The organism is Lactobacillus helsingborgensis, from assembly GCF_003173695.1.
In the GTDB taxonomy this organism is placed as follows: domain Bacteria; phylum Bacillota; class Bacilli; order Lactobacillales; family Lactobacillaceae; genus Lactobacillus; species Lactobacillus helsingborgensis.
Genome location: NZ_CP029544.1, coordinates 1,328,573 through 1,351,317, shown reverse-complemented (window position 1 = coordinate 1,351,317; position 22,745 = coordinate 1,328,573). Strand labels below are relative to the sequence as shown.

At 36.3% G+C, this 22,745-nt stretch carries 27 protein-coding genes; 23 read left to right on the top strand and 4 right to left on the bottom strand.

Annotation, left to right across the window (positions count from 1 at the left end; genetic code table 11):
* Positions 1 to 629: 629 nt before the first annotated feature.
* Both DLD54_RS06525 and DLD54_RS06520 read right to left on the bottom strand, forming a co-directional pair.
* Positions 630 to 1,214 carry a DJ-1 family glyoxalase III gene (locus DLD54_RS06525; protein ID WP_109918654.1) on the bottom strand — a complete coding sequence of 195 codons (585 nt, stop codon included), beginning with the start codon at positions 1,212 to 1,214 and terminating at the stop codon, positions 630 to 632.
* Positions 1,215 to 1,250: 36 nt separating this feature from the next.
* Complete coding sequence (locus DLD54_RS06520) at positions 1,251 to 1,907, bottom strand: HAD family hydrolase (protein WP_109918653.1); 657 nt, start codon at positions 1,905 to 1,907, stop codon at positions 1,251 to 1,253.
* A 318-nt stretch (positions 1,908 to 2,225) separates the two neighbouring features.
* Here DLD54_RS06520 and DLD54_RS06515 point away from each other — a divergent pair, with 318 nt between their 5' ends.
* The 9 genes from DLD54_RS06515 to galT all read left to right on the top strand — a co-directional run bounded on the left by DLD54_RS06515 (position 2,226) and on the right by galT (position 9,876).
* On the top strand, positions 2,226 to 2,504 hold the full coding sequence (locus tag DLD54_RS06515; protein ID WP_038523630.1) for an autorepressor SdpR family transcription factor: 279 nt from the start codon (positions 2,226 to 2,228) through the stop codon (positions 2,502 to 2,504).
* On the top strand, positions 2,488 to 3,126 hold the full coding sequence (locus DLD54_RS06510; protein ID WP_109918652.1) for an SdpI family protein: 639 nt from the start codon (positions 2,488 to 2,490) through the stop codon (positions 3,124 to 3,126). The genes DLD54_RS06515 and DLD54_RS06510 overlap by 17 nt, the downstream gene beginning before the upstream one ends.
* A 433-nt stretch (positions 3,127 to 3,559) precedes the next feature.
* On the top strand, positions 3,560 to 4,240 hold the full coding sequence (locus DLD54_RS06505; protein ID WP_038523624.1) for a histidine phosphatase family protein: 681 nt from the start codon (positions 3,560 to 3,562) through the stop codon (positions 4,238 to 4,240).
* A gap of 54 nt (positions 4,241 to 4,294) precedes the next feature.
* A complete protein-coding gene (locus tag DLD54_RS06500) occupies positions 4,295 to 5,182 on the top strand; it encodes a cation diffusion facilitator family transporter (RefSeq protein ID WP_109918651.1) in 888 nt (295 codons plus the stop codon).
* Positions 5,183 to 5,200: 18 nt separating this feature from the next.
* Positions 5,201 to 5,377, top strand: a complete 177-nt coding sequence (locus DLD54_RS06495) for a hypothetical protein (protein ID WP_222711717.1) — start codon at positions 5,201 to 5,203, stop codon at positions 5,375 to 5,377.
* Between the two features lies 1 nt (position 5,378).
* Positions 5,379 to 6,053 carry a 2,3-bisphosphoglycerate-dependent phosphoglycerate mutase gene (locus DLD54_RS06490; protein WP_109918650.1) on the top strand — a complete coding sequence of 225 codons (675 nt, stop codon included), beginning with the start codon at positions 5,379 to 5,381 and terminating at the stop codon, positions 6,051 to 6,053.
* Between the two features lie 89 nt (positions 6,054 to 6,142).
* Entirely contained in the window at positions 6,143 to 7,078 is a 936-nt protein-coding gene (locus DLD54_RS06485; RefSeq protein WP_038523616.1) for an AAA family ATPase, read from the top strand.
* Between the two features lie 140 nt (positions 7,079 to 7,218).
* The gene (locus tag DLD54_RS06480; RefSeq protein ID WP_109918649.1) at positions 7,219 to 8,385 is read left to right on the top strand and encodes a galactokinase; all 1,167 of its coding nucleotides are present in this window, start codon (positions 7,219 to 7,221) and stop codon (positions 8,383 to 8,385) included.
* Positions 8,386 to 8,397: 12 nt separating this feature from the next.
* Complete coding sequence (gene galT, locus DLD54_RS06475; protein ID WP_109918648.1) at positions 8,398 to 9,876, top strand: UDP-glucose--hexose-1-phosphate uridylyltransferase; 1,479 nt, start codon at positions 8,398 to 8,400, stop codon at positions 9,874 to 9,876.
* A gap of 120 nt (positions 9,877 to 9,996) precedes the next feature.
* Here galT and pepC read toward each other — a convergent pair whose 3' ends face one another.
* Both pepC and DLD54_RS06465 read right to left on the bottom strand, forming a co-directional pair.
* Positions 9,997 to 11,343: an aminopeptidase C gene (gene pepC / locus DLD54_RS06470; RefSeq protein WP_038523607.1), complete on the bottom strand. Its 1,347-nt coding sequence runs from the start codon at positions 11,341 to 11,343 to the stop codon at positions 9,997 to 9,999.
* A 129-nt stretch (positions 11,344 to 11,472) separates the two neighbouring features.
* Positions 11,473 to 11,787, bottom strand: coding sequence for a hypothetical protein (locus DLD54_RS06465; RefSeq protein WP_109918647.1), 315 nt, complete (start codon positions 11,785 to 11,787; stop codon positions 11,473 to 11,475).
* Between the two features lie 113 nt (positions 11,788 to 11,900).
* Here DLD54_RS06465 and DLD54_RS06460 point away from each other — a divergent pair, with 113 nt between their 5' ends.
* The 14 genes from DLD54_RS06460 to DLD54_RS06395 all read left to right on the top strand — a co-directional run bounded on the left by DLD54_RS06460 (position 11,901) and on the right by DLD54_RS06395 (position 22,744).
* Complete coding sequence (locus DLD54_RS06460) at positions 11,901 to 12,452, top strand: dCTP deaminase/dUTPase family protein (protein ID WP_046327456.1); 552 nt, start codon at positions 11,901 to 11,903, stop codon at positions 12,450 to 12,452.
* Complete coding sequence (gene radA / locus DLD54_RS06455) at positions 12,453 to 13,829, top strand: DNA repair protein RadA (RefSeq protein WP_109918646.1); 1,377 nt, start codon at positions 12,453 to 12,455, stop codon at positions 13,827 to 13,829.
* A 74-nt stretch (positions 13,830 to 13,903) separates the two neighbouring features.
* Entirely contained in the window at positions 13,904 to 15,403 is a 1,500-nt protein-coding gene (gene gltX / locus DLD54_RS06450) for a glutamate--tRNA ligase (protein WP_109918645.1), read from the top strand.
* Between the two features lie 161 nt (positions 15,404 to 15,564).
* On the top strand, positions 15,565 to 16,989 hold the full coding sequence (gene cysS, locus DLD54_RS06445; protein ID WP_109918644.1) for a cysteine--tRNA ligase: 1,425 nt from the start codon (positions 15,565 to 15,567) through the stop codon (positions 16,987 to 16,989).
* On the top strand, positions 16,982 to 17,425 hold the full coding sequence (locus tag DLD54_RS06440) for a Mini-ribonuclease 3 (protein ID WP_109918643.1): 444 nt from the start codon (positions 16,982 to 16,984) through the stop codon (positions 17,423 to 17,425). The genes cysS and DLD54_RS06440 overlap by 8 nt, the downstream gene beginning before the upstream one ends.
* Positions 17,412 to 18,167 carry a 23S rRNA (guanosine(2251)-2'-O)-methyltransferase RlmB gene (gene rlmB, locus DLD54_RS06435; protein ID WP_109918642.1) on the top strand — a complete coding sequence of 252 codons (756 nt, stop codon included), beginning with the start codon at positions 17,412 to 17,414 and terminating at the stop codon, positions 18,165 to 18,167. Before DLD54_RS06440 ends, rlmB begins: the two co-directional genes overlap by 14 nt.
* 216 nt (positions 18,168 to 18,383) lie before the next feature.
* Complete coding sequence (locus DLD54_RS06430) at positions 18,384 to 18,959, top strand: sigma-70 RNA polymerase sigma factor region 4 domain-containing protein (protein ID WP_109918641.1); 576 nt, start codon at positions 18,384 to 18,386, stop codon at positions 18,957 to 18,959.
* Between the two features lie 71 nt (positions 18,960 to 19,030).
* Complete coding sequence (locus DLD54_RS06425; RefSeq protein ID WP_045928407.1) at positions 19,031 to 19,249, top strand: P8 family protein; 219 nt, start codon at positions 19,031 to 19,033, stop codon at positions 19,247 to 19,249.
* A 202-nt stretch (positions 19,250 to 19,451) separates the two neighbouring features.
* Complete coding sequence (gene rpmG / locus DLD54_RS06420) at positions 19,452 to 19,601, top strand: 50S ribosomal protein L33 (protein ID WP_082229351.1); 150 nt, start codon at positions 19,452 to 19,454, stop codon at positions 19,599 to 19,601.
* A gap of 3 nt (positions 19,602 to 19,604) precedes the next feature.
* Complete coding sequence (secE, locus tag DLD54_RS06415) at positions 19,605 to 19,775, top strand: preprotein translocase subunit SecE (protein WP_038523581.1); 171 nt, start codon at positions 19,605 to 19,607, stop codon at positions 19,773 to 19,775.
* Positions 19,776 to 19,877: 102 nt separating this feature from the next.
* Positions 19,878 to 20,426 carry a transcription termination/antitermination protein NusG gene (nusG, locus tag DLD54_RS06410; RefSeq protein ID WP_038523578.1) on the top strand — a complete coding sequence of 183 codons (549 nt, stop codon included), beginning with the start codon at positions 19,878 to 19,880 and terminating at the stop codon, positions 20,424 to 20,426.
* A 126-nt stretch (positions 20,427 to 20,552) separates the two neighbouring features.
* The gene (gene rplK / locus DLD54_RS06405; RefSeq protein ID WP_034980336.1) at positions 20,553 to 20,978 is read left to right on the top strand and encodes a 50S ribosomal protein L11; all 426 of its coding nucleotides are present in this window, start codon (positions 20,553 to 20,555) and stop codon (positions 20,976 to 20,978) included.
* A 70-nt stretch (positions 20,979 to 21,048) separates the two neighbouring features.
* Positions 21,049 to 21,741, top strand: coding sequence for a 50S ribosomal protein L1 (gene rplA, locus DLD54_RS06400; protein WP_038523574.1), 693 nt, complete (start codon positions 21,049 to 21,051; stop codon positions 21,739 to 21,741).
* Between the two features lie 136 nt (positions 21,742 to 21,877).
* Positions 21,878 to 22,744, top strand: a complete 867-nt coding sequence (locus DLD54_RS06395) for a phosphate ABC transporter substrate-binding protein (protein WP_109918640.1) — start codon at positions 21,878 to 21,880, stop codon at positions 22,742 to 22,744.
* The last annotated feature ends 1 nt before the right edge of the window (position 22,745 follow it).

Below are 22,745 nucleotides of genomic sequence, written 5' to 3'. Positions count from 1 at the left end.
AGCGTAATTTAATTTTATCATGTATTTAATATGTTGCTTAAAAAAATACCTTTATTTATGAATAATCTTATAGTTAATGAAGTAAAAAATTATGTGAGTTATTCTCGGTTTGACTGCCAGTTAAATAATGCAAAGACTGTAAAAGCTGGTAATTTACATTATTACTGCTGCATAGTTTGCAAAATGTGAAATTAAGGAGATCTTGTTATTTAAAAGAAGAAAGTTTTAGCAAATGATAATTTATTGCAAAAATCTCTCCCTGCTGGTTAAGCTAGCTGATAGACGCCTTAATGTAGAAAAAGAACGGAGTTTTTATTAAAAATTTCGTTCTACTATCTGATATGAAGGAGAACGATATGACAACTGTCTAAAATTTAGCTGTAGCAAACCTCCAACCTGTTTTGCATAATTTTACGTATCTTATTGCAGTTGAAGTATCCACAGGGAATTTGACTTATTTGCATAAAATGCCCCAATACACTTTTCATAACTGAATTTTGGTAGTTAGAAGGGGAATTATTCTGCTCCTAATATTAACTCAAATAGTGGTCTGAGTTCTGAGCAATACTAATGGCAAAATAAAAGGGTGAAGCAAAATGCTTCACCTCTTTATGATCACAGATTTGACTTTACAAACTGTCTTGAATATTCTCAGCCAGATAATCATATAACATTCCAGCCTTTAAATCTTTGGTATTAATGCCAAGCGCCTCAGCAATTGCATAAGCAAACGCCCAAGCAGTTGCTGGGCCGCGACTGGTAATGATCTTATGCTGATCATCTGTAACAGTTATGTTTTCTTTAAAGTGTCCGCTGGGAGCATCCTTTTTTGTTTGTTTGTCAAAGCCAGGGTAACAGGTGTAATCGGCATCAGCTATAACGCCATAACGGGCAAGTGCAATAGGGGCAGCACACATTGCAGCATCCCATTTGCCTTCTTCATGACGCTTAACCATTAAATCTGCGAGCTTTTCATTGTCACGCAAATTTTCTGCACCAGTCGCGCCACCAGGGAACGCCACTATGTCATAGTCAAGTAAACTTTCATCAACTGTTTTGTCACAGGTAAGTTTGATGTTATGAGCACCATTAACAGCAGTGCTATTTAACCCGACCATATCAGCTTGAACGCCAAGACGGCGCAACACATCAATGATACTTAATCCTTCAACTTCTTCACAGCCATCGGCAAAAACTACAGCTACTTTTTTCATTTGTTTTACCTCACAATCCTTTTCTTTTATTATAAACTAGCTTAATTCTAGGTAAAATAATAAATCGCTTAATTTATTTAAATGTAAAGTTGGGTGCGGACTAATAGGCATTTTTACTTTCTTAGGCGCTAGCCAGAGTGACTGTATTTTGGCATTCTCTGCAGCCTGAATTTCATCAGCTAAGTCAGTTCCGATTACTAAACTAGTTGCGGACGTCAAGTTTTGTTTCTGAAATATGGTGGTCAAAACTTTTTTATGTGGCAATTTTTCCGTAAAGTCATCTTTAAAATAAGCAAGCGGAAAATAATTTACCAGCTCTGTGTTCTTCATGCGCTGCAATGCTACTTTTTTGTTCTCTTTTGCTAGCAGAATTAGTTTAACCTTACCGTTAACTTTATCTAAAAATGGCAATACTTCTTTATTCAAACGATTTTGTTTTTGTAATTCTTTGATAAAAATCTGCCGTGCAGCTTGCCAATTTTCATGAAAAAATGTTTGTAAAATTAACTGTATGCGGTCTTCAAAGCCAAGTAACTTATTATTTTCTCGTACAGAATTATATTTTAAACGTTCACTGGGACCAAAATCTCTGCCAGTTGACTTTAAAGTTTGCTTTAATGCATTTTGTTCAGCAATCTTTTCATCTAATAAACTGCCCTCAAGAATAAAAATTAATGTTTGAAATTTTGCCAATTTTAATTTCCTTTCTCCCAATACCTATCTGCATTATAGCGATCTACTATAGCGATTTAAAGTAGCTCATTAAAATCAAACTTACAGGGTTTAATGATACTTTTACGGACAAACCGTTATTTAAAACATCAGCTGAGGATTAATCTTTATCATTTATGTGTTCTAAATAAAAAACCGCCAAACCTGTTTTTTACTTCAAACATCACTAAAAAACATAATTTTATAATAGTTAGTCATTGCTTTTTTATACAAATATGATACTATTTAGACAAATATCTAATTAGAACTTTATCTAAATAGAAAGGAAGAGGAACTAATGTGAGCTTTGAAACTAGTTTTAAAGCATTGTCCGATCCAGTGCGTCGCAAAATATTGCAGCTTTTAAAAAATGGACCTATGTCGGCAGGAGACATTGCTAATCATTTTAATATGACAAAAGCTACTATTTCCTACCATCTTAATATGCTGAAAAAAGCTGATTTAATTGAAGAAGAACATGAAAAAAACTTTATTTATTATTCGCTAAACACTTCTATTATAGAAGAAATTATGAGTTGGCTGGTTGATCTGAAAGGAGATCATGATGAAAAAGAATAGTATTTGTCAAACTGAACTAATCTCGCTTCTGCTAATTTTATTTCCAGTTTTGACCGGAATATTTTTATATAATCGTTTGCCGCAAAAAATGGCTACACACTTTGGGATGACTAATATGCCAAATGCTTTTAGCAATAAATTATGGGTCATTATTGGTCTGCCTTTTTTGGGAATTATCCTTCAAGTAATGGTATTTTTGATCTTACGCAATCAAAAAGAAACCAAAAATCTTGATTTTAAGATAGTTAGTATTACGCTTTGGCTTGTTCCTGTTATTACTAATATCGTAAATCTGTCACTTTATGCCTATGCACTGGGTCATAAAGTAAAAGGTTCCTTTATACTTAGTGCTTTTTTGGGCCTGTTCTTTATTATTTTTGGTAATTATTTACCTAAAGTTAGTCCCAATCGTTCCGTTGGCATTAGACTACCATGGACTTTGCGTAACTCGACTAATTGGCACAGAACGCACCATTTTGCCGGATGGATCTTTTTTATCAGCGGCATTGTTCTGCTTCTAACCTCTTATTGGGAAATGTATTGGATTGTTATCGCTGTCGTAATTATAGATATTTTGTTAATAACTTGTTATTCTTATTCGCTTAGTAAAAACGGTTATTAAAACGCGTAGCATAATTTAAATATGAAAAAGCTCCACAATGAGAGACTGAAATCTATATTGTGGGGTTTTATGTTTCTTAATCATTTTAAAATAGGTGTAAAAGTAGTAAAACTAAAGTTGGTAATAAAGTTCTAAGTAAGAAGAACTGTTGTTTTTTGTATGTGTCACCACTTTCTGGAATGGCAAATAAGATAGGTTAACTGTTTTAGATAAATACGAAAAAAGCTTTATCACAAAAACTTTTTGCGCTGCAACATTGATTAGTCGTGGGTATGTATATTAGTCATTTTGGTATGGATATTTTACATACACTTCTTGTTTGCTACATCCATGTTTCTATTGTGGCTCTAGCTTTTATTTAAGCAGGGTATTTCATTTATAAGGCATATATGTTATAGTTTAAAGCACGTTATAATAGAAAGGGGAATGCAAATTGGCAACAGAAGTTTATTTTGTACGCCACGGTGAAACAATGTTTAACCAACTAAACAAAGTTCAAGGATGGTGTGATTCTCCTTTGACTGTCAAGGGCATTAATGACTTGAAGATAACTGCACAGGCGTTAAGTCAGGTGCATTTTGACGATATGTATTCTTCCGATTTAAAGCGTGCCATAGATACTGTACACCTAATGAAAGCTGCTAATCAGGTATCAGAAATAGGTAAAATTAAAAAGTTACCGGAATTCCGAGAAGTATTTTTTGGCTCCTTTGAAGGTGATGACATTGAAGAAACCTGGAAGCAGATTGCCTTAGCAGCAGGTATTGGTCCTGAAACAGATGTAACGAAGATTATCAATCAAGTTGGAATATATGAATTTCGGGAAGCTACTAAAAAAGCTGATCCTCGTCATTTGGCTGAAAATAAAAAAGAGCTTGATGAACGAATGGTACGGGCAATTAGCGTGTTACATGAGTTAGCAGTAGGTGACAAAAGAATTTTGTTAGTTTCACACGGAGATTTTATTAAAACATTGGCTATTAAATACTGGAACCAGAGTGATGGTTTACATGACATCATTTTTCCTAATAATGGCAGTGTTACCCGTGGTATACTCCATGAAAATGGTGATTTTGAGATTGTAGATTATAACGTTGATGCTGAAAATATGTGAAGTCCTGCTTAATAGTAGGACTTTTTTTGTTATTAAGACTTGAAGGGAAAAAAGATGAAGGATCATACAACAAAACGGTATGCTTACGTGACAGTACTAAATATTATTATTACAGTCGCTGAATTTATTGGTGGCTTTGTTTCGGGTTCATTGTCGCTGTTATCAGATGCGGTCCACAATCTGAGTGATGTAGGTGCTATTGTCATTTCATTTATTGCACATGTTATTAGCAATAGAAGCAGGAATAAGAAGAAAACCTTCGGTTATGATAGGGCTGAAACACTTGCGGCATTTACTAACGGTATTATTTTAATTTTAATCAGTATTGCTTTATTTATTGAAGCAATTGAACGGTTTTGGCAACCGACCGAAATTAGTGGCGGAATTATGCTTGTTGTTTCTATTATTGGACTTCTTACTAATGTTGTTTCAATGCTGGTAATGAGACAAAGTGGTCAAAAGAATTTAAATGTCCGCTCTACTTTCGTCCATATGTTAAGCGATGCTCTGTCTAGTGTAGCAGTTGTTATTGGCGCCATTTTTATTTACTATTGGCACATCAGCTGGATTGATCCGTTAATGACTTTATTAGTATCTATTTTTGTCTTTCATGAAGCTTTTGAAATAACCGGTAAAGCTGCCAATGTTTTAATGGAATCTAATCCAGATATTGATTTAGACGAAGTAAATCGGATTGTCTTGTCTTTTCCTGAAATAAATAATATTCATCATGTTCATGTGTGGCGTTATAGCGACCGTTATGTCATGCTTGACGCACATGTCAATGTTAATCCCGATTTAACAGCTGGAAAATTCGAGCAATTAACGCAACAAATTAGTTCTAAGTTAAAAGATTTGGGAATTAACCATATCAACTTCCAAGCAGAGTGTAACCGTGGAAAAAATGATAAAATGATTGTAACTGATCGTAGTCGTGAGTAGCTAGGAGAAAAAATAATTTTGAGAGTTAGTATTTTTACTGCAGTGATCGTTTTGATAGTTGGACTTTATGACATTGCTTATGCATACAACCGTCGATATCGCAATCATAACCATGGTGCTACACCCTTTATGGTGTTGGGCATAATTTTTACAATTAGCGGATTGGTCTTAATAGTAATGCACTGGGTGAAGTGAAATGGTAAAGTTGGTGCTTTTAAGACATGGAGAAAGTCTTGCCAATAAGTCAAATGTCTATACTGGCTGGAATGATGTTGCGTTGACAGCAAAAGGCCGAGCCCAAGCTGAAGCAGCTGGTAATTTAATAAATCTGATTCCGCAATATGCCCCTACGCATATTCATACTTCGGTTTTAATGAGAGCGATTGTCACCGCAAATATCGTAGCGGATACCTGTCATTTTTTGTATTTACCGCTTACCAAGACCTGGCGTTTAAATGAAAGACATTATGGCAATTTACGGGGAATTAATAAAGAAGAATCGAAAAAAATTTTTGGTAAAGAGCAGGTTTTAGAGTGGCGACGTGGTTTTTATGCAATTCCACCTGCAGGTAAAAAAGTTAGTTCCAGACGATATGCCAGTTGTGACTATCACCTGTTACCACGTGCTGAAAGTCTTTATCAAACCCAACTTAGAGTGTGGCCCTATTATCAGGATCACGTTGCTAATAGACTAAAAATGGGAGAAGATCAATTAATTGTGGCACATGGTTCAAGCTTGCGTGCATTAATCAAAAAACTAGAAAATATCAATGATCAAGATATTATAAAATTAGAAGTACCCAATGCGGAGCCTATCATCTATACTTTCAATCCGCAATTGGAAATAATTGATAAAAAGATTTTACATTGACTTTGGTTCTTAGTAAGGAATTTTTCAGATGTATGTTAAAATTTATTACGATATCATTTGAATTATCATTCTTAGTTTGGAGTAGAGGAATGCGTAAAATATTTTTATTACGAGGCGCACCAGGCTCCGGTAAATCTTCTTTTATTTCTCGTCATCACTTACAGCCATATGCGATTAGTCGTGATCAAATTAGATTGTTATTGGCGAATTTAACCTATTATTATGAAGAAGATACCGATTGCTTACATCAAGTAATTCCGCGCTATGCGAATGAACGCACGGAGCAAGTGGTGGATTACCTTGTAGAAGAAAAGATGAAACGTGGCGAAACGGTCATAGTAGATAGTACGCATATTTTTCCTGAGAATATTGAGCATTATCAGCCGTGGATTGAACGTTATCGTTACGAATTATTTGTTGTTGATCTAATGTACCATAAGAGTTTGCGTAATTTGCTTAATCGCAATGAGATTCGCAGGCAATACGATTGGGTTAAGCCTGGTGTCATTAGAGAAATGTATTTATCATATCAGGAAAATTTAACACTGCCGGAATGGGCACACGTTATTACACCTAATCAATTAGGTAAGGCACTTTCGCAAAAGGAAAGTAATTTAGATCATTTTGCACATGTAGTAGCAGTGCCAGACAAGGTTGCGGAAGAAGATTTTCCCCATGTGCATATTTCTAACTTTTATTTTTCTTTTAACGATCTTTTTACTGAAAAATATGGTACTTACAGAAATGTTGTGACAATTGGTAAAACTCAAGATGAAGTTGTTAATCAATTTCGGTTACCGTTTTTTGTATTTAAATTTCATCACAAGCACTTTTTAATTTCGGCATATCCTATTAGAAATGAAATGCTTGATCCAATTAAAAAAGTAAAAAGTGTTTGGTCCTATTCGACGGGGCTAGTCAATCCCGCTGACTTTTTGGAGGTATTTCCCCAAAGTCAGCCGCAACATGTACACCAATTCAATCTAAGCAAATTACAACCTGACAGGTTATTGCATATTTGGTAACAACTATGAAAAGAGTTTCGGAAAACCGAAACTCTTTTTAAATATTGGGAATTTCCTTTCAAACATTGCTGGTGAATTATAATGAAGTATAATTGAATTGTCAGCATTTTGATAGCGCTTTTAGAAGGAAATGAATACAAATGAAGATTGAAGAACTTAAGCAAGAATTTAGTAATGTCTATCATCAGACACCTACTGGCTGTTATTTTTCTCCCGGAAGAATTAACTTGATTGGCGAACATACTGATTATAATGGTGGTCACGTTTTTCCATGTGCCATTTCTTTAGGAATTTATGGTGCTGCTAGTCCTCGTGATGATGAAAGATTTTGTTTTTATTCAGCAAACTTTGCCGATATGGGAGTAGTTGAAACAGACCTCCATGGATTGAAGTTTGTTAAAGAAGATTCTTGGGCTAATTATGCTAAAGGCATGTTATACTTTATGCTTGCTAGTGGCGCCAAAATTGAACATGGTTTAAATATCTATATTAACGGTAACATTCCTGATGGTGCGGGACTATCTTCTTCTGCTGCCTTGGAAATGCTAATTGGCGTCATATTGCAAGATCAATACCAGTTGTCTTTTGCCAAATTAGACATTGTGAAAATGGGTGTTAAAACCGAAAATGAATTTATCGGTGTTAACTCTGGCATCATGGATCAATATGCGGTGGCTATGAGTAAAAAGGATCATGCCATTTTGCTTGATACTGATAAAATAAAATCCGAATTAGTACCTTTAGACCTGAAAAATAATGTGATTGTCATTATGAACACTAACAAAAAACGTACTCTGGCAGACTCAAAGTACAATGAACGCAGGACTGAATGCGAAAAGGGTCTGCGATTTTTGCAGGAAAAACTAGACATTAAATCATTGGGAGAGTTAGATGATTTATTGTTTGATGAAAACAGTTATCTTTTGCCAAACGAAAAATTGCTTAAGCGTTGTCGTCACGCCGTCTGGGAAAATGAGCGTACTTTAAACGCTGAAAAGGCACTACAAAAGGGTGACTTAACTGAATTTGGTCACTTAATGAATGCTTCGCACGTTTCTTTGGAATATGATTACGAAGTAACCGGTAAAGAGCTAGATACGTTAGTGCATACCGCATGGAAACAACCTGGTGTTCTAGGAGCACGTATGACCGGAGCCGGTTTTGGTGGTTGCGCCATCGCACTAGTTGCTAAAAATCAGGTAGAAGACTTTCAGAAACAAGTCGCAACCGTATATAAAGAAAAAATAGGCTATCTACCTTCATTTTATATTGCAGAAACTGCTGACGGTACGAAAGTTTTACGATAAACGGGATTTGAGATGGGTAAAAAGAATTTAGTTGAAGAATTTATCACACAAATAATTGCTAATAGCGATTTTACTGAACTTGATCGTATTTATTTGCGTAACAGAATTTTGGCGCTCGTAGGCGATGAAACACTGAAAGTTGAAACTACGAGTGACAATCTGCTTGATCTGAAAGACGAGTTAATTGTTGCTGCTCAGAATAATGGGTTAATTGCAAACAGCAATTCTGCTTACGATATCTTGGGCGCACAATTATTGAATTTTATTGTACCTAGACCAAGTATAGTGAATCACAAGTTCTGGGAAAGTTACCAGCTTTCACCACAAAAAGCGATCGCTGATTTTTACCAAATCAGTAGAGCAAGTGACTACATTAAGACTAGAGCTATTGCTAGAAACATATATTTTACTGCGGGAAGTAAATACGGTGATCTGGAAATTACAATAAATCTGTCTAAGCCTGAAAAAGACCCTAAAGACATTGCCGCTGCCAGATATAAAAAGACTGTTTCATACCCTCAATGTCAGTTGTGCATGGAAAACGAGGGATATCTCGGACATAGCAATTACCCTGCTCGGACAAATCACCGTATTATTCGCTTTAAGCTCGGAAATGAAACTTGGGGCTTTCAATATTCTCCTTACGCCTATTTTAACGAACACTGTATTTTCTTGGCACCTGTTCATGAAAAAATGAAGATAAGTGAACAGACTTTTGTAAACTTACTGGAGATTGTCAGCAAGTTTCCTGGTTACTTTGCCGGCAGCAATGCTGATTTGCCAATTGTCGGCGGTTCGATTTTAGCGCATGAGCATTACCAAGGGGGAAGACACAGTTTCCCAATGGAAAAGGCGCCAATTATTAAAAAACTAAGTTTTGCTGGTTTTAGTGATATAGAAGCTGGCATAGTCAAATGGCCTATGTCTGTGATTCGGTTACGTGGTCAAAACCCAAAAAGCATAGTCGAATTAGCAAACAAGATCTTGCGCAAATGGCAAAATTATAGTGATGAAAAAGTAGATATTCGGGCATTTACAGAGCACATTCCCCATCATACAATCACGCCAATTGCGCGTTTACACGGCCAGACTTATGAGCTTGATCTAGTTTTACGTGATAATCAAACTTCTGCCAAATATCCTGATGGCATTTTTCACCCGCATCCCGCTGTGCAACATATCAAAAAGGAAAATATCGGTTTGATTGAAGTAATGGGTCTGGCAATCTTTCCACCACGATTAAAACCTGAATTACTTGAGGTCAAAAAGTATTTACTCGACCAACCTAATGATATTGCCCCAATGCATCTTGACTGGGCTCGTCATATTAAGACTAAATATCAAATTAATAGCGCAAACGTTAAGCAAATTTTGCAGCGAGAATTAGGACTAGTCTTTGCTAGCGTCTTGGCAGATGCCGGTGTTTTCAAGCAAACAACAGAGGGTGAAACAGCCTTTATGCGTTTTGTTAATGCAGTAGGGCTAAATTAAGTTTCCTATAGTAATTGAAATAATTTTTTATTAATACAGGTTGTATTAATCTTAAGATAGATAAAAAGCACTGAGAAAATTTTCTCAGTGCTTTTTAATTAATTTTCAGCGGTAATGAATTTATTTAAAAGCCAAAGCACCCATTGGGTCCCATGGTAATAATTGGATCGGGTCCTTAGCTCCTTCATCAAAAGCTGTTCTTAAATCATCAGGTAAGAATTTCTTGTTGATAACTGCTTGGTAAACAAATTGGTCAAACCAGGAGTCACTCATTACAAAGTAGCCCTTAAAGCCTGGCTTTTCTCCCCATGAATTTTCTATCTTCCACTTAGTTGGCTTATCATCTACTAAGTCAACACCGGTAATAACCATAGCATGATCCATCATGCTTTCGCTAGAATCAAGTTTATCACCCTTAGACATTGAAAAATCAACGTCAAATAACTCGTCACGCTTGTAAATATTGGTATCAAGTAAGCCGAGCTGTCTTTCTGAATCTTTACCAACATTTGAACCAAACCAAACAACTTCTCCCGCTTTAAGTTGTTTAATGATTAAATCTTTCATTTCTGAAATTTTGACATTAAGGTGACGAACTTGGCGACCGCCAACAACATTACCTAAATATTCAACTGAAAATACTTTGTGGTATGGCTTGTCATCTGTAGGTGAATTAATAATTGAAACATGGTCTTCTAAGTTCATGCCTACGAATTTGTCAAAGAATTCTTTAGGAGTAATGCCAGCTTCACGGTGATAATTACCATCATCATCTTTGTATTCAAAGTCAAACTTCTTCGGTGGCACGCCTAATGAGATTGCCAAAATTCTGAAGACATCATTTAAAAATTCAGCTTTACGTTGTTCAACTTCATCTTCTGTTTTACCAGCATTAACTAAAGCACGTAGTTCCAAACCGTCTTTACGTAAAAGAGTATTCAGAGTATCGTTTAAAGCGCCAGAACTATTTGAATTTGCAGTTTCCGGATAAACTGATTTAGGTACAATCCCGTATTTTTCAACCAAGCCACAAAGCATATCCCATTGACCACCATCTTGTTGTGGGGTAGCGAATAAGAAGCTTACTTTACGGTCACCAAGAGGTTTCTTGGCGGAAGCGATAACGTTCTCAAAGAAGAAGTTTGACTTTTCAAACTTATCCCAGAAGTTAGTGTAATTTTGGGATAATTCAAAGTCCTTAATCTTATATTCTTTTTGTAATGGGTGACGCATAGTGTTTAATGCGGAAAACATCCAGCAACGACCTGATTGTTTCTGGTCTGCCGGCTTGCCTGTGTTAATTTCAACGGAAAAAGTTGGAGTCAAATCAATTTTTGATTGTAAATTCTGACTGGCCTTGAAAATGCCATTCTCTTGCGCAGCGTGGCTGGCAATGTTAATACCAGCATGATTTGCTAAGTCTTTAGTAAAATTATCAATGGCTGCATTTGTGATTTCTTTTGTCATGTAAATAAGTCCTCCTTAAACAAATTAATATTATTTTAACTTATATATTTAAAGTAGTCTATCCTTGAAAATTTAATTATCGTTAAAAAAATATTTGTTTCTAAGCTTCTAATTTCATTAAACTAGTTTCTAAATAGATTTGTTTTCTGAATTTGGACGATGATACCAAATGCCAGCAAATTCAGGATGTTCATCAAAATAATTGATAACTACTGGATCAAGCGGCCACACAGGAAGTTGCGATTTTTGAGCAATATTCAATACTGTTTGCATTTGATCGTGTAAAATCTTTTTACTATCTTTATTGGGATTAATAAAAAGATGATTCATGATCCAGACAGTAGCATCTTTACGCTCAATTTTATCCATCGTCCAATGACAGATCATTTCTCCCTGATCATCGTCTTCTCGAAAACACTGGTGGGGGTCATCTATGTTAAACATTTAATCTCCCTTCAAAAAATGGAATAATTTTTACGTAACTAATTATATTAGATTTAAAATATAATCCGCAAATTAATGTAAAATAGTGTTTGAAGATTTTTAAAGGAGACAGCATGAATAAAATAAGGGGCTTTGAGGTAGTATCTAAATACCACAATAAAAATATTACTTTGCCAAGAAGGCAGACTATTGCCAGTGCTGGTTATGATTTAGAGGCGGCTAAAGATGTTTTGCTTCCCAGTATTTGGCGGCTTAACTTTGTGCGTATTTTTCGTCTAATCAGAAATGGTCACCAGTTATACGAACAAGACTATGAAATGGCAGAGCACGTTCTCAAGCCATTTCTAATTCCAACTGGTGTAAAAGCATACATGCCTGAAGACGAAGTATTATTACTAGCAAATCGTTCTTCTAACACTTTTAAAAGAAATCTGGCGCTACCAAACGGAATAGGAGTTATTGATTCAGATTATTATAATAATGATCAAAATGAAGGGGAAATTTTTGTTCAATTAATTAATTATGGAGTTAGACCTATTCAAATTCGCAAGGGTGAACGAATAGGACAAGGAATTTTCGTTCATTATCTAAAGTCAGATAATGATCTTCCTATTAATAGGCAAAGAATAAGTGGTTTTGGCTCAACAAATAAGAAGGGAAGCTAAATGGCAAAACTGAAAACAAAATATAAATGCCGTTCTTGTGGTTATATCTCTGCCAGCTATTTAGGACGCTGTCCTAATTGTGGTGCTTGGAATCAGTTTGAAAAAGAAACTGAAGCAGTGCAAAACCGTTCAACTAAAGGCAGTCCCAGCAGGCTCATCAAGAAAACCGGAATTAGCGAACCGGTTAAATTGGGGAATGTGAAGGCTGAAAAAGAAGAGCGCATCAAAACAAGTATGGCGGAACTGAACAGGGTTTTAGGCGGCGGTATTGTTCCCGGTTCACTGGTTTTAATCGGTGGTGACCCTGGAATCGGTAAGTCAACTTTAATGTTACAAATCATGAGCGAATTGGCTGATCAATATAAAGTGCTGTATGTTTCAGGGGAAGAATCTGCTAATCAAATCAAGCTCCGTGCAGATCGTTTAGGTCTTCCTGCTAATGACATGATGCTTTATCCAGAAACAGATATGGAAGATATTCGTCAGCAAATTGCTGATTTAGAGCCCGATTTTGTCGTGATTGACTCCATTCAGACCATGAATGAACCCAGTCTTGACTCGATGACCGGTTCGGCGTCACAAGTGAGGGAAGTCACAAGCGAATTGATGAAAATCGCTAAAATGGATGCGATTACCGTTTTTGTTATTGGACACGTGACAAAAGAAGGAGCAATTGCAGGACCTAAAATTCTGGAACACATGGTAGATACAGTCCTTTATTTTGAGGGTGATGAACATCATGCCTACCGTATTTTACATTCTGTTAAAAATCGGTTTGGTGCTGCAAATGAAATCGGCATGTTTGAAATGGTTAACAAAGGTTTGCAAGAAGTAACTAATCCTTCAGCCGTATTCCTAGATGAACGATTGCCCAAATCTACCGGTTCGGCGATAGTCGTATCGCTTGAAGGAACAAGGCCAATTTTGGCGGAAATTCAGGCACTGGTGACACCGACTGCTTTTGGTTATGCAAAAAGAACCACTTCGGGGATTGACTACAATAGGGCTGGACTATTGCTAGCTGTCTTGGAAAAAAGAGGCAACTTGATGTTGCAAAATCAAGACGTTTATCTAACTGCCACTGGGGGAATTCGTTTGAACGAACCGGCAGTTGATTTGGCAGTTGTCATGGCAATTGCATCAAGTTATAAAAATCAGGAAATTTTGCCTACGGACTGTTTTGTGGGCGAAGTCGGCTTAACTGGTGAGGTGCGCAGAGTCAATCAAATAGATGCGCGTATTAAAGAAGCTGCTAAGACTGGTTTCAAACGTATTTTTATTCCAAAACATAATATGCGTGCTAGTCTTAAAAACTCGGGAATTGAAGTGATTCCAGTTGCAAGTATCCCGCAAGCCTTAAAAGTGGTTTTAGGGTAACGAATATTGAACTTTTTTGCTATTACGCGTAAACTTAAATTGTTTATATTTACTTTTTGAAAGAGGCATGAATTTTGGCTAAACAAAAAATTCGAGTAAGGTATGCCCCAAGTCCAACAGGGCACTTACACATTGGTAATGCACGGACGGCGCTATTTAATTTCTTATTTGCGCGTCATAATAAGGGGACTTTTGTTTTAAGAATTGAAGATACTGACCAGAAACGTAATGTTGCAGGTGGCTCAAAGTCACAAATGGAAAACTTACATTGGTTGGGAATTGATTGGGACGAAGGACCCGATAAAGGCGGAGACTATGGTCCGTACCGTCAATCTGAAAGAAAAGATATATACAACAAGTATATTAAGCAGCTAATTGATGAGGGTAAAGCCTATTATTCATATAAAACTGAGGAAGAACTAGAAGAACAGCGTGAAGAACAACGTGCGATGGGAATTGCACCGCACTACACTTATGAATATGAAGGTATGACTGCTGCTGAAATTGAGCAAAAGCAAGAAGAAGCAAAAGCGAAGGGCTTAAAACCGGTAGTTCGTATCCATATTCCAGAAATGGAAACATATTCCTGGGATGATATTGTTAAAGGACATCTTAGTTTTGAATCCGACACTATCGGTGGCGATTTTGTCATTCAAAAACGGGATGGCATGCCAACTTATAACTTTGCTGTTGTAATTGATGATCACCTTATGGAAATTACCCATGTTTTGCGGGGGGATGATCACGTTTCAAATACGCCCAAACAATTAGCAGTTTATGAAGCTTTAGGCTGGCAGCCACCCAAATTTGGTCACATGACTTTGATTATTAATGCTGAAACCGGTAAGAAACTTTCTAAGCGTGATGAATCTGTTTTACAGTTTATCGAGCAATACCGTGATTTAGGCTATTTACCGGATGCAATGTTTAATTTTATTACGTTACTCGGCTGGTCACCGGTAGGTGAAAACGAAATCTTTAGCCAGAGAGAATTGATCAAGCAATTCGATCCTTCACGTCTGTCAAATTCACCAGCAGCTTTTGACCAGAAGAAGTTGGAGTGGATTAATAACCAGTATATTAAAAAGGCTGATCGTGACACGCTCTTAGATTTGGCACTTAATAACTTGCAGGAAGCAGGTTTGGTTGAAAAGGATCCGACCCCTGAAAAGATGGAATGGGTTAGACAATTAGTGAATATTTATTCTGTGCAGATGTCTTACACCAAGCAAATTGTTGACCTAGCTAAAATATTTTTCGCTGCGCCTAAAGATTTAAGTGACAAGGAAATTGAAGAAATTCGTAACGATGATGCCAGACCGGTAATTGAAGAATTTAAAAAGCAAGTTAATTTAATTCCCCGGTTTACGGCTCCGCAAATTATGAACGCTGTTCAAGCAACTCGTCAGGAAACGGGAATTAAGGGTAGACGTTTGTTTATGCCAATCCGAATTGCTACGACCAGGTCAATGGTTGGTCCCGGAATTGGAGAAGCAATGGAACTTTTAGGCAAAAAGCGGGTACTGGAACATTTGGAATTGACTCTTAAGCAAATGAGCGCAAACGGCTTATAGAAAACAACGTATTATTCAATTAATTGGATAATGCGTTTTTATTTTAAATTGAATCATAAACTCGTTTAAATGATCAGAACAGATTATTTATATACTAGAATCTGTTCTTGTTTCTGTTAGAATGAAGATAAAAATATTTTGAGAAAGGCAAGCTAGCCGCAGTGAAAATATACAATACTTTAACCAAAACTAAGGAAGAATTTAAGCCGATAACGCCTGGTAACATTACTATGTATGTCTGTGGTCCTACTGTATATAACTACATTCATATCGGTAATGCCAGAAGTGTTATTGCATTTGATACAATAAGGCGCTATTTGGAGTTTAAAGGCTTTAAGGTCAACTATGTGTCTAATTTTACTGACGTTGATGACAAAATGATTGCTGAAGCACAAGCGGAAAACGTAACTGTCCCAGATTTAGCTGAACGCTATATTAAGGCTTATCGTGAAGATATTGAAGCATTAAATGTTGAACAGGCAACTACAAATCCCCGCGCTACTCATGAAATTAGTGCAATTATTAAGTTTATCCAAAAACTAATTGCTAAGGGTTATGCTTATGAATCAGACGGTGACGTTTATTATCATGCTAAAAAGTTTAAAAATTACGGTCAGCTCAGCAGTCAAAATGTGGCAGAACTTGAGGAGGGCGCTTCTGAGCATATAAATGTTGAGGAGCAAAAGCGCAAAGAAGATCCCATAGATTTTGCATTATGGAAAAGGCAAAAGGAGCCGGATGAAATTGCATGGGATTCACCTTGGGGAAAAGGCCGTCCGGGTTGGCATATTGAATGTTCAGTTATGGCAACAAAATATTTAGGAGATACAATTGATATTCATGGTGGTGGACAAGATTTAGAATTTCCTCATCATGAAAATGAAATTGCCCAAAGTGAAGCTGCAACTGGGAAAAAGTTTGTTCATTATTGGATGCACAATGGATTTGTAACCGTGGGCACAAGTCAAGAGAAAATGTCTAAGTCCTTACATAATTTTGTAACCGTCCATGATCTATTGCAAAAAATTGATCCGCAGGTTTTGCGGTTCTTTATGGCGAGTGTGCAGTACAGAAGGCAAATTAATTATTCATCTGATAATTTAAAGCAGGCACAAGTCATTTTGCAAAGGTTCAAAAATACTCTGATTAATGTTGCTTATAGACTAAAAGATAATTCTGAAAGTCAGACCTCAATAGATTTAACTGCCGCAATTAAGGAAACTGAGCAAAAATTTATCAGTGCTATGGACGATGATTTTAATGTCCAAAACGCGCTGAGTGCAATCTATGATTTACTGCCAAAAATCAATGACAATGTTAATGCTAAAAATTCTGATAAAAACGCTCTTAAACAAGTTCAAAAAAATTTAACCAAATGGCTGGCAATTTTTGGAATAGATACTGAAAAGTTAACCACTTCTGATAAACAAAATGATGATAGTCAAGTTGAAAAGTTAATTCAAGAGCGTGAAGAAGCACGTAAAAATAAAGATTGGGCAAAAAGTGATGCCTTAAGAGATGAACTAAAACAAATGGGCGTCATTGTTGAAGATACACCGCAAGGAACAAGGTGGCTACGTGAATAAAACTGACAAAATGATAGAAAAAGATGTTAATCCGGATACACTGAACGGGCAAACTTTAGCTTATCTGGGAGATGCAGTATACGAAATCTTTATTAGACGGCATTTAATTAAATGCGGGGTTGTTAAACCACAAGTATTACAAAGAAGGGCGACTCACTATGTATCTGCTAAAGCTCAGGCTGCGTTAATTACCAAATTGCAAGAAGATGGTTTGCTAACAGAAGATGAAGTAGCCACTTTTCATCGCGGTCGTAATTCGAAAACCTATACTAAGGCTAAAAACACAAGTTTAGCCACTTATAAATTATCTACTGGATTTGAAGCAGTCTGGGGTTACTTGGAGCTTTTAAATAAAAAAGAGCGTATTCGAGAATTAACCGTTTGGTGCATTAAAAATGTTGAGAATGGGAGCATAGAAAAATATGACTTCAAGTGATAAAGATTTTGTTTATGGTCGACACGCTGGCTTAGATTATTTGCAAACGCAGGATGCTGACCATATTAATAAAATATTTCTGCAGCAGGGAATCAAAGAAAATTTTGCTAATGAAGTATTTGCTTTAGCTAAGGAAAAGGGTTTAGTCGTTCAAACTGTACCCAAAAATAAGTTGGATAGATTGGTCCAGGGTGAGAATCATCAAGGTTTGGTATTGACAGTTGCCAGCTTTGAATATGCTGATCTGAACCAATTGTTAGCAGAATTTGAACACATAAAAAAGGATCCTTTCTTGTTAATGCTTGATTCGATCGAAGACCCACATAATTTAGGTTCTATTTTAAGAACAGCTGATGCTACGGGTGTAGATGCGGTTATTATTCCTAAAAGGCGGGCGACCGGTCTAACGTCAGTCGTAGCCAAAACTTCTACTGGGGCTATTGATTACGTGCCGGTTGCCAGAGTAAATAATTTGGTGCAAACGGCAAAATTATTAAAAAAACAGGGATACTGGCTATTTGGCACCGATATGAACGGAACAGATTACCGTCAATGGAACAGTAATGGCAAAACAGTTCTGGTTATTGGTAATGAAGGTAAAGGAATTTCTCGGCTTTTAAAAGAGCAAATGGATCAAACATTAACTTTACCAATGGTCGGTCACGTGCAATCATTGAATGCTAGTGTGGCTACCGGTATTTTACTCTACCAAATGCTTAATAACCGGAACCCACTAAAATAAATAGCGAAAATCATTCTGAAGTTTTCAGGATGATTTTTTTGTTTGAAATAGTAAAATATCATCTTTTTAATTTAATGTGTTTTTAACAAAAATAAATCTTTGTTTTTTAGCCGATTTACATTAAAAATTGACTGCAAAGAATGAACTAAGGTTCGATATTTTAGCGCTTTTAAGTTCTGTATTCTTCATTCAACTATAAAAATAGGAGTAGTTAAGATGAAGAGTATAAAGAAAGCAAGTAAAAATGAAACAGAACTGATAATGCAAATTAAAAATGGTGAGGAAGAAGCGTTAATTGATCTTTGCTACTTGTATAAGCCATTAATTAATAAAGTTAAAAGCATGTATCATGTACGTTATTATGACAGTCAAGACTGGGATCAAGATGCCCTGATTATTTGTCATGATTCAGCGAAAAAATTTGATCTCAAAAAAGGTAAATTTAGCAGTTATTATAAAACTAGGTTAACTAATCATGCCAAGTCACTAGTTAGATATGATAATGCATACCGCAGGCAAGCTTTAAAGCAATCTATTTCACTAGAAACTGCAAGAAAAAACAATCTATCACCAATGAAAAAAGATTCTACATCCATCCCTGAGGTACCTCTGAGTGAAAATATAGCAATTTTAACTGCACACTTATCAAATTTAGAGATTAATGCTCTTTTAGTCGAATTAGGGCTAAAAAATCAGGATGAAATATTGTGCAGATTAAATATCAGCGAATTAACTCTGTCAAGAGCTCATTCAAGACTTGCTCAAAAAATGCGTAAAACCTTACTCAATTAGTTTTTTATAGTTCTCATATAAAAAATGGGGTATAATTGTTATTGTAGAATAAATTTTAGGAGGTAGTTAAGATGGCTGATGAAGTTATGAAGACTGCATTGTTAGATCGTCACATGAAAGAAGTTTTCGACTGGAGTGATTCAGATATTCCAGTAAGAGATGCCCTTTGGGATTATTTTATGGAAAAGAATGGTAGAGATACCATTAAGACGGAAGAAGCTATGCTTCCATTCCTGAAAGACTCTGACGATAAAATCGAATCCTTCGTTAATGAAAATCTTAAGAAGTAAATCCGACTAATACAATGTTCTACGCACTGTGGTCACGCATTTGTTTGACCACTAAAACAGCTGCTCGAATCAAAAGGGTGGCTGTTTTTGTTAATAAAAAAATTTATGGGAAGATGCACTTGATTAATTAATACAGTAATTGTTAAATTAATTGCTTATACCTGATATTTTTGCTAAAATACAATAGTTTGGAAGTGAGATTATGGCAGTGAAAAAAGCATCATTAGCCTGCAGTATCTGCGGCTCGCGCAATTACTCTATCACCGCAAGTAAAAATCGCACTCAGCGTCTGGAATTAAACAAATTTTGTAAACATTGCGGTAAGATGACTTTGCATAAGGAAACGAGGTAGATTATGGTTAAGTTTTTTAAAAGTGTAGTTGAAGAAATGCGGTTAGTTACATGGCCAACTGCAAAACAAAACCGTCACGACACAGCAATCGTAATTGTTTCCTCAATTCTGTTTGCTGCTTACTTAGGTTTGCTTGATTTATTGTTCACCAATATTACACAAATAGTTATGTAATAGCACAGTTATATTGTTTGTGGTACAATTAGTTTGATTATAAAAGTCCTCTGATGCAAGAGGCTTTTTTGTTTGCCAAAAATAAAAGGAGAAATTGTAATAATGGTTGAAACTACTAAGAAGCAATGGTACGTGCTGCACACATATTCTGGCTATGAAGATAAGGTTAAATCTGACCTCTTATCTCGTGCACAAAGTATGGGTATGCAAGATTATATTTTTCGTGTAATGGTGCCGGAACAGGAAAAAATTGAAAAAGTAAACAATAAGAAAAAAGAAGTTGAAGAAAAAATTTTCCCAGGCTATGTTTTGGTTGAAATGGTGATGACTGATGAAAGTTGGTTTGTCGTGCGTAATACACCAAATGTAACTGGCTTTGTCGGTTCACACGGTGGTGGCTCAAAACCATCGCCACTGTTAGAAGAAGAAGTAAACAGGCTTTTACGTCAACAAGGAGAGCCTGCTAAAAGACCACAAATTGATTTTGAAGTTGGGGAAACCGTTACTATCATTGATGGTGCGTTTAACGGCGTTGAAGGTAAAATTACTGAAATTCAACCAGATAAGTACAAATTATTTGTTTCCGTTGATATGTTCGGTCGCGCTACTACAACTGAATTAGATTACGATCAAGTAAAGAAAATTAGCTAGTAATAAGTCATTTATTGCAAAATTACTAAAACGATGATAATATATTAAAGTACTTTTATTATTGTGGGAGGAAGAGTAGGTAACTCTTCCATTTTAACCACGCACGGAATCAAGGAGGTTTTGACCGTGGCAAAGAAAGTTATAAATGTTGTTAAATTACAAATACCAGCTGGAGCTGCAACACCCGCTCCACCAGTTGGTCCAGCTTTAGGTCAAGCTGGTATTAACATTGTTGGTTTTACTAAGGACTTCAATGCTAGAACAGCTGACCAAAAAGGCATGATTATTCCTGTAGTCATTACAGTATACGAAGATCGTTCATTTGAATTCGTTACTAAGACTCCACCAGCTCCAGTTCTTTTGAAACAAGCTGCTAAGATTGACAAGGCATCCGGTGAACCAAATACTAAGAAAGTTGGTAAGGTTACCAAGGATCAAGTTAAGGAAATCGCTGAAACTAAGATGAAGGACCTTAATGCTGCTGATGTCGAAGCTGCTATGCGGATGATCGAAGGCACTGCTAGAAGCATGGGTATCGAAGTCGAAGACTAATCCTGTTATTTATAACAATTTAGGTGGGAGAGCTTAAGCTCGTTTGACCACATATTAAGGAGGAAATCACATGCCAAAGCATGGTAAAAAATATTTAGAAGCTGCTAAAAAAGTAGATTCAAAGAAATTATATTCAGTTGCTGAAGCAATTAAGTTAGTTAAAGAAACTTCATACGCAGGCTTTGATGCATCAGTTGAAGTTTCATACAATTTGAGTGTTGACCCTAAACAAGCTGACCAACAAATTCGTGGATCACTTGTTTTACCAAATGGTACCGGTAAAACCCAAAAGGTGATTGTTTTTGCTGATGGTCCACAAGCTGAACAAGCTAAAGCTGCCGGCGCTGATGAAGTTGGTTCTGACGACTTAGTTGAAAAAGTACAAAACGGTTACTTGGACTTTGACGTAGTTGTTGCTACGCCAACTATGATGGCTAAAGTAGGACGTTTGGGCCGTATCTTGGGACCTAAAGGCTTAATGCCAAACCCTAAGACTGGCACAGTTACAATGGATATTGAAAAAGCCGTTAAGAACGTTAAAGCTGGTCAAGTTGAATACCGTGTTGACCGTCAAGCTGCTATTCATGCTGCTATTGGTAAAGTTTCATTTACTGATGAGCAATTAATTGAAAACTTTGATGCATTGCGTGACGTGATTTTGCGTGCGCGTCCATCTGCTGCTAAAGGTCAATACATTAAGAGTGTAGCTGTAGCTGCAACTTTTGGCCCTGGAATTAAACTTGATCCATTGAACTTGGACTAAAAATGAATAAGTGTTAAAAGCAACTTCGCCTGCTTGGGCAAGTTGCTTTTTTATCTATATTTAAGTAATTATGATTGGTCAATAGTAAAAGATTTGATAAACTAGAGCTGAATTTTATTTGACTGAGGGAGTTATTATGAAAAAAAGTAATTTTGGCAAACTGCTGCTACTATCTTTATTTGTGCCACTTTTTTTGGTAGGTTGCAGTCAAAGCCGAGAAAAAATTACTATTGTCGGCTCTAGTGCCCTACAGCCGTTAGTTGAGCAGGCCGGCAACGATTACCGCTTGGCACATATGAGTAGCAACATTGTTGTCCAAGGCGGCGGATCAGGTACAGGTCTGAGTCAAGTTCAGGCAGGAGCAGTTGAAGTAGGGACGTCAGATGTTTTTGCTGAAACACAAAAAGGTATTGATGCCAAAAAATTAGAAGACTATCCCGTTGCGGTAGTAGGAATCGTTCCTATTGCCAACAAGGGCGTTGGCGTTAAAAATTTATCTGTTGAACAACTTTCTGCGATTTTTACCGGTAAAATTAAAAATTGGCGTGAAGTCGGTGGTAAAAATCAGCCCATTATAGTGATTAACCGTTCGCGTGGTAGCGGTACACGCTCTACTTTTGAGGACTTGATTTTAAACGGCAAAGATGCTGTTAATTCACAAGAACAAGATTCTAATGGGACAGTTAAGAAGATAGTTAACTCAACCCCAGGAACAATTTCTTATATTTCTTTTCCGTATGCTAATGATCAAAATATTCAAAAAATTAGTATTGATCATGTCAAGCCCGATAATAAAAATATTCCTACTAATAAATGGCCTTTATGGTCATACGAGCATATGTACACCAAGGGCAAGCCTAATAAGGCAACAGCCGCTTTTATCAAGTATGTATTAGGTAAAAAGGTGCAAACAGAGTTAGTACCTAAAATTGGCTATATTAGTATTCACGAAATGAAAGTTTCACGCGATAGTCAAAATAAAGTTACAAAGATAGGTAAATAAA